Below are 7289 nucleotides of genomic sequence, written 5' to 3' on the forward strand. Positions count from 1 at the left end.
GGGCCCGGCCCCCCCCCAACACTGCCTCCCCCGTCACCTTGAACAGACCGGACAATCCGGATCCCGCGCCAGCTTCATCTCGCGCCACTGCATTTCCCAGGCATCGAGCAACAGCAACCGGCCAACCAAGGGCTTGCCCACACCCGTGATCACCTTGATCGCCTCCATCGCCTGGGCCGAACCGATCATACCCACCAGCGGCGCAATCACACCAGCCTGGGAACAGGTCAAATCCTCATTACCCTGCTCCGGATAGAGACAGTGATAACAAGGGCTGTCCTCCACCCGGCGATCATAGACCGACAACTGCCCCTCGCCACGGATGGCGGCACCGGAAACCAGCGGCACGCGGGCCGCCACACAGGCACGGTTCAGGGCAAAGCGGGTGTGGAAATTGTCGCTGCAATCCACGACCAGGCTCGCCTCCTCCACCCAGCGGGCCAGCTCCTCGCCATCCAGACGAGCCTTCAGGGCGGTCACCGACACCAGCGGATTGATCCTGCGAACCCGATCCGCCAGGCTCTCCGCCTTGGAATCCCCCAACTGGCTCTGGTCAAAGCCGATCTGACGCTGGAGATTGGCCAGCTCGATATCGTCGTCGTCCACCAGCGTCAGGTGGCCAACCCCTGCAGCCCCTAGGTAGAGGGCTACCGGGCAACCAAGACCACCGGCGCCAATCACCAGCACCCGTGCGGATTTGAGCCTCTCCTGCCCGGCGATATCAAACCGGGGCATCAGGATCTGTCGACTGTAGCGCAGCAGCTCCTCGTCACTGAGCATACCCGCCTCCCCTTTTTGTCATGACTTGTTATCCGGATTGCCCGGCCAGCGGCCGAGCGTCATACGGTCACGCTGGCCATAATCCTGCCGGCTCTCCACCGACTCGAAGCCCCGGACCCGGAACAACGCCTGCACGGCCCCGGCCTGATCGTAACCATGCTCCACCAGCAGCCAGCCATTGCCGGCCAGCCAATCGGGAGCCCTGGTCACAATTTCGCGAATATCCTCCAGACCATCAACACCCGATACCAGGGCCGAGCCCGGCTCAAAACGGACATCCCCCTCGGCAAGGTGATGATCACCCTCCTTTATATAAGGAGGATTGGACACAATTAGATCAAAGCTGCCCGGAGGCAGATCGTCAAACCAGTGGCTTCGCACCACGGAAACGGAAAGCCCGAGCGCCCGGGCATTCTCGCGCGCCAGCGCAACGGCTTCGTCCACGGTATCACAGGCGCTGACCTGCCAGTCCGGGTGCTCCGAGGCCAGTGCCAGGGCAATGGCACCGGTGCCGGTACCCAGGTCGAGCACCCGTGCCTTGCCAGGCAATGGCAGCGAAAGCGCGACCTCCACCAGGCACTCGGTATCCGGCCTCGGAATCAGTGTGGAAGGGCTGACTTTCAGCGACAGGGACCAGAACTCCTGGTGCCCCAGCAGATAGGCGATCGGCTTGCCAGCGACCCTCTCGGTCACCAGGGCTTCGAAAGCCGCGACCTGTGCCGGTTCAACCACCCGCTCCGGCCAGGCCCGGAAACTGGTCCGGCCCAGACCGGTGACATGACTGAGCAAAAGCTCTGCATCAAGGCGCGAAGTGTCACTGGCAATCCGGCGCGAAGCCTCACGAATCAGGGTTTCACAGGTCAGAGAGGGGTTACTGGTCATCGGCAAGTGCGGCCAGCAACTCGGCCTGGTGTTCCTGCTGGAGGGGAACGATCACTGCGTCCAGGTCACCGGTAATCACTTCATCCAGCTTATAGAGAGTGAGATTGATGCGGTGGTCGGTCACCCGCCCCTGGGGGAAGTTATAGGTGCGGATACGCTCGGAACGGTCACCGCTGCCCACGAGGCTTTTGCGGGTTTCTGCCCTGGCTTTCTGCTGGCGCTCGATTTCCGCATTCTGCAGCCGGGAAGCGAGCAGGCTCATGGCCTTGGCCCGGTTCTTGTGCTGGGAGCGCTCTTCCTGGCACTCCACCACGATGCCCGAGGGCAGGTGGGTGATCCGGATCGCCGAATCCGTCTTGTTGACGTGCTGGCCCCCGGCGCCAGAGGCCCGGAAGGTATCCACCCGCAGGTCACCCTTGTTGATCTCGACGGCCTCAGCCTCATCGGCCTCCGGCATCACCGCCACGGTGCAGGCGGAGGTGTGGATACGGCCCTGGGATTCGGTCTCCGGAACCCGCTGAACCCTGTGGGCACCGGATTCGAACTTGAGCGCTCCGTAAACACCATCGCCGCTGACCCGGGCAATGACCTCCTTGAATCCGCCATGCTCACCTTCATTCTCGCTGAGCACCTCCACCTGCCAGCGACGGCGCTCGGCGTAGCGGGAGTACATGCGGAACAGGTCACCGGCAAAGATCGCGGCTTCATCGCCACCGGTACCGGCACGGATCTCGAGGAAGGCATTCTTACGGTCGTTCGGGTCTTTGGGCAGCATCAGGCGCTGGAGTTCCTCGTCCAGCTCCTCACTTTTCTGGCGGGCGCTCTTCAGTTCCTCTTCCGCCATCTCGCGCATGTCGGCATCGCCATCGTTTGCCAGCTCCTCGGCGGCTTCGATGTCTTCCAGGGAGTGCTGCCAGGCCTGGAAGCAATGAACTACCGGCTCGATCTCGGCAAACTCCCGGGACAGGTCCCGGAACTTGTCCTGATTGCCAATGACGGAAGAATCGCTCAGCAACGCGCTGACCTCCTCGAAGCGGTCAACCAGCTGTTCGAGGCGGGACTGAATGGATGGCTTCATAGTTTTTCCGGTGTGGTGGCGGCATCCGCTTCCAGGGCATCGAGCTGGTGCAGCTCTCGCAGCCACTCGGTAACCTCCGTACGGCCTTCGGTGGTGGCCTTACGAACCTGTACGGACGGTTCATGCAAAAGTTTGTTGGTGAGGCCCCGGGCCAGGCTGCGAAGGACCGTTTCCGGATCGCTGCCGTTGCGCAGCGCACGCAGGGCTTTTTCTGTTTCCGCATCCCGCAGCGTCTCGGCGCGCTGGCGGAACTGCTTGAGAGTGGAGACCGCATCCAGCGCCCTGAGCTGGTTCAGGAATGCCTGAACCCCGTCAGTGACCAGATTCTCGGCCTCCCGGGCGGCACCCTCACGGGAACGGATATTCTCCTCAATCACCTGGCGCAGGTCGTCCACCGTGTACAGGTAGACATCCGCCAGGGAGGCCACTTCCGGCTCGATATCCCGGGGCACCGCGATATCCACCATGAAATACGGACGGTGCTTGCGCTTCTTCAACGCCCGCTCCACGGCACCCTTGCCCAGGATGGGCAGCGGGCTGGCCGTGGAGGAAATGATGATATCCACATCCGGGAGATAGTCGGGAATCTCTGACAGGACAATCCCCTTGCCACCATGGGCTTCCGCCAGTGACTGGGCACGCTCCAGGGTCCGGTTGGCAACCACGAAGTCCTTGACGCCCGCCTCCGAGAGGTGCTGGGCCACCAGCTCGATGGTCTTGCCGGCACCGATCAGCAACGCACGATTGCGGGACAGGTCGGAGAAGATGTGGTGTGCCATGCTCACCGCGGCATAGGCCACGGATACCGGGTTTTCGCCAATCGCGGTCTGGGTACGCACACGCTTGGCCACCGAGAAGGTCTGCTCGAACATGCGGGAGAGGAACGAACCACTGGCGCCATGCTTGCGGGCCAGGGCGTAGGCATCTTTCAGCTGGCCGAAGATCTGGGGCTCGCCCAGCACCATGGAATCGAGACCGGCGGCAACACGCATGACATGGCGTACCGCATCCGCATCCCGGTGGACATAGACCGCTTCTTCCAGCTCGCCCGCATCCAGGTTGTGGAACCCGGCCAGCCAGCGCAGCACCATAGGCGCACAGTCATCATCGCCGGCAAGATACAGTTCGGTACGGTTGCAGTTAGAGAGGATCGCCGCCTCGCTGGCCCCGGAGGCAATACGGAGTTCGGCAAACGCCTCTTCCATGCGCTCAGGGGTGAACGCTATCCGCTCCCGGAGCTCCACGGGCGCAGTGCGATGATTGATTCCCAGCGTTACCAATGCCATTTCGAGCGAAAAGACCCCATGCGTATAAAGGATATATTGCCGACATTTTAACTGTCACCGCCCTGACCTGCCACCCGAAAGCCGCTGATCTTCGGCAAGTGCGGACAGGTTGGGCAAGATCAGATGCTTATGCCATTATAGGGACTCGGTAAAGGCCGGGACCCGATCTGCCTCAAGTTCAGGTCATCCTGATGTGTCGTTGACAAGTAACGGGAAGTTGCATGCACAAATCCGCACCGTTTTTGGCCACCTTTCTTATGGGCGCCACCCTCACTGCTGTTTCTGGCTGCGCCAGCCTGTCCGGATCAGAGGAAGAGGCCGCCCCGCAACAGCCCGAAACGCCCCCAGCCCAACCGACAGAACAGCAGATCAAGTACTCGGATTTCGAACCCGAGGTGCTTTACCTTCTGCTGAGCGGCGAAATTGCCGCCCAACGCGGCCGGTACGACGTTACCCTGGTTCATTATCTCAAGGCCGCACAGCAATCCCGGGACGAGGGCGTCATTGAGCGGGCCATGCGCATTGCCCAGTCCCTGAACGGTGACAACGCACAGACCCAGCTGGCGGAACTCTGGCTCGAAGTAAACCCGGACAGCACACAGGCGCACCGGGTTTCCGCGATCCAGGCGGTGAAACGCAATGACCTGAAAACCGCCCTCAGCCACATGGAAACCATCATGGACCAGGGCGGTGACGCAGACTTCGACAGCCTGGCGGTCATCGCCGGTAACATGCCGCCGGAGCAACAACAGGAACTGCTGACCCTGTACCGGCAACTGGCCGAACGCCATCCGGACACCCCCGAACTGGAATACAGCATCGCCCTGCTGATGAAAGTGTCCGGCCAGCCCCGTGATGCCCTTGCCCGCCTCGAGCCCTTGCTGGAGAAACACGAGAATTTCCAGCCGGCAATCGTACTCAAGGGGGACCTGCTTTACGAGACCGGCGAGGTAGGCGAGGCCCTGGATTACATGATGGTGAATACCCGCCGTTTTCCCGCCAACCGGCAGATGGGAACGCTGTACGGACGGATGCTGATCAATGAAGGCGAACTGCAAGCGGCTCAGGATGAATTTAACCGGCTGGTCAATCGTTACCCCGAGGTTCCCGGGCTGCGGCTGTCCCACGCCCTGGTCGCCCTGGAGAACGACCAGCTTGAACTGGCACGCAGGGAACTGACCCGCCTGGTGGAACAGGGGCACCACACCAACGAGGCCAATTACTACCTGGGCCGGATCGAGGACCAGGAAGGCAACACTGAACAGGCAATCGGTTACTACCAGAGCGTGAAGCAGGGCAATTATTACTTCCCAGCACTGGCGCGCTCGAGCGCCCTGCTGGCACAGGAAGGTCAGTTAACGGAAGCTCTTGAACATATCCGCAACATGCGGGAGTCACACCCCAAGCAAGCCGAGAACTTCTGGCTGCTCGAGGTAAACCTGCTGCTGGATGAGAACCGCCAGCAGCAGGCACTGGAGTCCGCCACCGAGGCTCTGGAGCAGTTCCCCGACAATGTCCAGGTGCGGTACGCCCGGGCCATGCTCTACGACACGCTGGATCAGCCGGACAAAGCAGAGACCGATCTGCGCCGGATCATCGAAGCCGAGCCGGAAAACGCGGTTGCTCTGAATGCACTGGGTTACATTCTCACGACCCGCACGGATCGCCTGGAGGAGGCCCGCACCTATATTGAGCGTGCCCTGCGCCTGGACCCGGAAAACCCCGCCATCCTGGACAGCATGGGCTGGGTACTCTTCCAGGAAGGACAGCTTCAGCCTGCTCTGGAGTACCTGAAAAAGGCGTGGGAAGCCTATCCGGACCCGGAAGTGGCCGCCCACTATGGCGAGGCTCTCTGGATGGCCGGAGAGGAAGAGCAGGCCCGAATCGTCTGGCAGGAAGGGCTCGATCAGGATCCGGAACACGAGATCCTGCGTGAAACCATCCAGCGGCTTACCGGTAACGGGGCCCAATAATGACCGCTGGAGTCAGACTTGTCCCGGCCCTGGTCCTGGCCGCCCTGCTGCAAGCCTGTACCACCATTCAACTGGAACCCTTGCCCGAGGGTATGACTGACCAGCCTCCGCCGGGCTGGGCCGACCGAACCCGCCAACTGAGCCGGTTCGACCAATGGGAGCTCTCCGGCAAGCTGGCGGTTCGCCAACCCACCGACAGCGGCACCGCCCTGATCAACCACTGGATCCAGGATGGCGAAGCCTACGACCTGGCACTCTCTTCTTCCTTCCTGGGCATGGGCAGCACCTCGCTGAAAGGGGTTCCCGGATTCCTTGAGCTCACCCTACCCAACGGCGACAGTTACCGTTCCAGCGAACCGGAAGAACTGGTCGAGGCAGCCACCGGCTGGCAGCTCCCCATCGACAATCTGGTGTGGTGGATCCGTGGCCTGCCTGCACCGGGCGGTGACTTCCGACTCCTGTTTGACGAACAGAACCAGTTGGCGATCATCCGCCAGGCCGGATGGGAAATCCGTTACGACCGCTGGCAGGACTTCCTGGCCGACTATCCCGAGCTGCCCGCCCGGATTACCGCACTCAAGGGTGAGAAGCGGGTCCGCATGGTGGTCGGCCAATGGCGGGACCTCGAGAAAGAGCAATGAACACCTCGATCACCCTGCCCTCGCCGGCCAAGCTCAACCTGTTCCTGCACATTGTCGGTCGCCGGCCTGACGGCTACCACGAGCTCCAGACCCTGTTCCAGTTCCTGGATTACGGTGATGACATCACCTTCACCCTGACGCCCGACCAGCCTGGCGTCCGGCTGGCGGAACCGGTGCCCGGGGTCGCGGATGAAGACAACCTCATTGTCCGGGCCGCCCGGGCCCTCGAGGCCCGCGCCACGAAGACCCTGCCCGGGGTCACCATCGCATTGGTAAAACGCCTGCCCATGGGTGGCGGCCTCGGCGGCGGCAGCTCCAACGCCGCCACTACCCTGCTGGGGCTCAATTACCTGTGGCAGATGGACCTCAGCCTCGACGAGCTGGCAGAGATCGGTCTGTGCCTCGGTGCAGATGTACCAGTGTTCGTCCGGGGCCACGCCGCCTTCGGCGAAGGCGTGGGCGAAAAACTCACGCCGGTGAACCCGCCGGAGGACTGGTTCGTTGTCCTCAAGCCAGCCTGCGACATCAACACCGGAAAGATTTTTTCCGAGCAAGGGTTGACAAGGGATACCCCCGGAATCAAAATAGCGCCCGCTTTTGAGGGAGACGCCTCGAGGTACCGAAACGACTGTGAGGATGTAGTTCGAAG

Annotated in this window: 7 protein-coding genes; 3 read left to right on the top strand and 4 right to left on the bottom strand. The window is 62.0% G+C overall.

Annotated features, from left to right (window positions below):
* Positions 1-33: 33 nt before the first annotated feature.
* The 4 genes from ACESMW_RS08280 to hemA are packed head-to-tail and all read right to left on the bottom strand — an operon-like array spanning position 34 to position 4026.
* The gene (locus tag ACESMW_RS08280; protein WP_372986573.1) at positions 34-780 is read right to left on the bottom strand and encodes a HesA/MoeB/ThiF family protein; all 747 of its coding nucleotides are present in this window, start codon (positions 778-780) and stop codon (positions 34-36) included.
* A gap of 18 nt (positions 781-798) precedes the next feature.
* A complete protein-coding gene (gene prmC, locus ACESMW_RS08285; protein ID WP_372986574.1) occupies positions 799-1662 on the bottom strand; it encodes a peptide chain release factor N(5)-glutamine methyltransferase in 864 nt (287 codons plus the stop codon).
* The gene (gene prfA / locus ACESMW_RS08290; RefSeq protein ID WP_372986575.1) at positions 1652-2740 is read right to left on the bottom strand and encodes a peptide chain release factor 1; all 1089 of its coding nucleotides are present in this window, start codon (positions 2738-2740) and stop codon (positions 1652-1654) included. The genes prmC and prfA overlap by 11 nt, the downstream gene beginning before the upstream one ends.
* A complete protein-coding gene (gene hemA / locus ACESMW_RS08295) occupies positions 2737-4026 on the bottom strand; it encodes a glutamyl-tRNA reductase (protein WP_372986576.1) in 1290 nt (429 codons plus the stop codon). The genes prfA and hemA overlap by 4 nt, the downstream gene beginning before the upstream one ends.
* Positions 4027-4247: 221 nt before the next feature.
* Here hemA and ACESMW_RS08300 point away from each other — a divergent pair, with 221 nt between their 5' ends.
* From ACESMW_RS08300 to ispE, 3 genes are all read left to right on the top strand, one after another.
* Complete coding sequence (locus ACESMW_RS08300) at positions 4248-5999, top strand: tetratricopeptide repeat protein (RefSeq protein ID WP_372986577.1); 1752 nt, start codon at positions 4248-4250, stop codon at positions 5997-5999.
* Entirely contained in the window at positions 5999-6640 is a 642-nt protein-coding gene (gene lolB / locus ACESMW_RS08305) for a lipoprotein insertase outer membrane protein LolB (RefSeq protein ID WP_372986578.1), read from the top strand. The genes ACESMW_RS08300 and lolB overlap by 1 nt, the downstream gene beginning before the upstream one ends.
* The coding region (ispE, locus tag ACESMW_RS08310) for a 4-(cytidine 5'-diphospho)-2-C-methyl-D-erythritol kinase (RefSeq protein WP_372986579.1) at positions 6637-7289 on the top strand (653 nt) is incomplete at its 3' end. The genes lolB and ispE, both read left to right, overlap by 4 nt.

It is taken from the genome of Marinobacter sp., assembly GCF_041690455.1.
In the GTDB taxonomy this organism is placed as follows: Bacteria; Pseudomonadota; Gammaproteobacteria; order Pseudomonadales; family Oleiphilaceae; genus Marinobacter.

What these genes read in the sequence shown, in the direction of transcription:
- ACESMW_RS08280 (WP_372986573.1), bottom strand. Translation starts at nt 780, where the DNA reads ATGCTCAGTGACGAGGAGCTGCTGCGCTACAGTCGACAGATCCTGATG.
- prmC (WP_372986574.1), bottom strand. Translation starts at nt 1,662, where the DNA reads ATGACCAGTAACCCCTCTCTGACCTGTGAAACCCTGATTCGTGAGGCT.
- prfA (WP_372986575.1), bottom strand. Translation starts at nt 2,740, where the DNA reads ATGAAGCCATCCATTCAGTCCCGCCTCGAACAGCTGGTTGACCGCTTC.
- hemA (WP_372986576.1), bottom strand. Translation starts at nt 4,026, where the DNA reads ATGGCATTGGTAACGCTGGGAATCAATCATCGCACTGCGCCCGTGGAG.
- ACESMW_RS08300 (WP_372986577.1), top strand. Translation starts at nt 4,248, where the DNA reads ATGCACAAATCCGCACCGTTTTTGGCCACCTTTCTTATGGGCGCCACC.
- lolB (WP_372986578.1), top strand. Translation starts at nt 5,999, where the DNA reads ATGACCGCTGGAGTCAGACTTGTCCCGGCCCTGGTCCTGGCCGCCCTG.